Origin of the sequence: Pseudoalteromonas rubra (assembly GCF_005887115.1) — a bacterium.
GTDB classification, from domain to species: Bacteria; Pseudomonadota; Gammaproteobacteria; order Enterobacterales; family Alteromonadaceae; genus Pseudoalteromonas; species Pseudoalteromonas rubra_F.
In genome coordinates, this window is sequence record NZ_PNCJ01000062.1 from 1 (window position 1) to 1,456 (window position 1,456).

The following is a 1,456-nucleotide window of genomic DNA, read 5'->3' on the forward strand; positions in this document are numbered from 1 at the left end:
GCAAGCAGTTGCGGAAGAAAAACTTTATTTACTGTCCGGGATTAGTTGACCACTACAAACCTACTTGCCCATGATTTGGGCGTTAGCTCTCTAAATGGATTTATAAAATCATGCACTTTAAATTAGCTCTTATATTAATTTTTTTGCCGTTCTCTTCGGTAGCCGAAAAACTAGTTAGAGTGACATTTGATGAAACTACTATTTGTTACCCCAAATCTTACTCACCAAATACTTCATTCATGGATTCAATATTGGCTCCTATAAAAGGAGAGTTGGACGACTCAGCAGGGCAACAATTAGTGTATATTCCTGCTCAGCGGATAAAGAATAAGGTGCCTGAGTATTCTTTAAGTCATGCGAACGACTACAATCCGAAAGTGATGCATGACGTAAACGGAATTATTTACCCATTATCGACCATTGATATTAATGGGCTCAGCGATAATGCGTGGAATATCCATCAAGAAATTGAAAAGCCAATAATATATAAAGACCCAAAAACTGACTTTTTCAAAGTATTCACTTTCAAAAAAGAAATAGGGCCTTGGCACCTTGTAAAGTCAGCTCCAGTTAAAAACTCGATCAAACAAAAAGCAAAAGACTGGTATATAGGATTTTGTGGTAAATTAGCTGGCTCATACAATTGTAAAGTAAACGTTGTGTACAAAGATATAGTGTATAACTATAGCCTTAACGAACATAACGTATCGCTGCACAAACAAGTTGAGGCGGCTTTATTGGAGGAAATTAAATCTTGGGAAAATGCTTGTCCCGAGAGCTAACAAGTTGTTTAATAGGACAAAAACAGTTGGTTTTTGCTCCGTTTTCGCTAATTTTAGCCTGCTATTTTGCGCCGGTTAAGCGAGCGTTATACTTACCTAGAGTTCGGTGGATGAAAAAAGTTCTAGTATCAATTGCTTCGACATTTATATGTATTCTGATTTACTTCACTTCTTTCTCACTAGTATGGGACAAGCTTTTCCCATACTACTATGAAGATTATTTAACTCATTTTTTTGTTGCTGGGCTAATTTTAATAATTACTGTACCGCTGTTCTTGGCAACATTTCTATACTTAAAAGTATCACCCAATTTTAAGACTCACTATTACAACTCAATTAAAAAAACTAATATTGCAGCAACCTTAATTTGTATCTCTATTGTCTTGTATCAGTATAGTGGTATGTCTTATTCTGATAGCGGAGGTGGTTATTACAAGATCGAGTCTAGTGACGGGTAAGTATAACAAGTGCCTAAACCAAAGGGCGCGAAATAGCAGGCTTGCGTTCCTTTGTCGCTAATTTTAGCCTGCTATTTCGCGCCGGTTAGGCAAGCGCTGGGGGATCCCCTCATAATTGAGGCCTCCCTAGTTGATGTATCAAGCGCATATATTCACACGAGAACAAGCGACATATATGGACGCTCCAGCGATGTCAAGCCGAGTAGGCCTGCGGGG

General features: G+C 38.3%; 1 protein-coding gene. It reads left to right on the top strand.

All coding sequences use genetic code 11. The annotated features are described in order from the left end of the window. Positions 1-110 precede the first annotated feature (110 nt). Positions 111-782, top strand: a complete 672-nt coding sequence (locus CWB98_RS23020; protein WP_138546931.1) for a hypothetical protein — start codon at positions 111-113, stop codon at positions 780-782. Positions 783-1,456: the final 674 nt, after the last annotated feature.

What these genes read in the sequence shown, in the direction of transcription:
- CWB98_RS23020 (WP_138546931.1), top strand. Translation starts at nt 111, where the DNA reads ATGCACTTTAAATTAGCTCTTATATTAATTTTTTTGCCGTTCTCTTCG.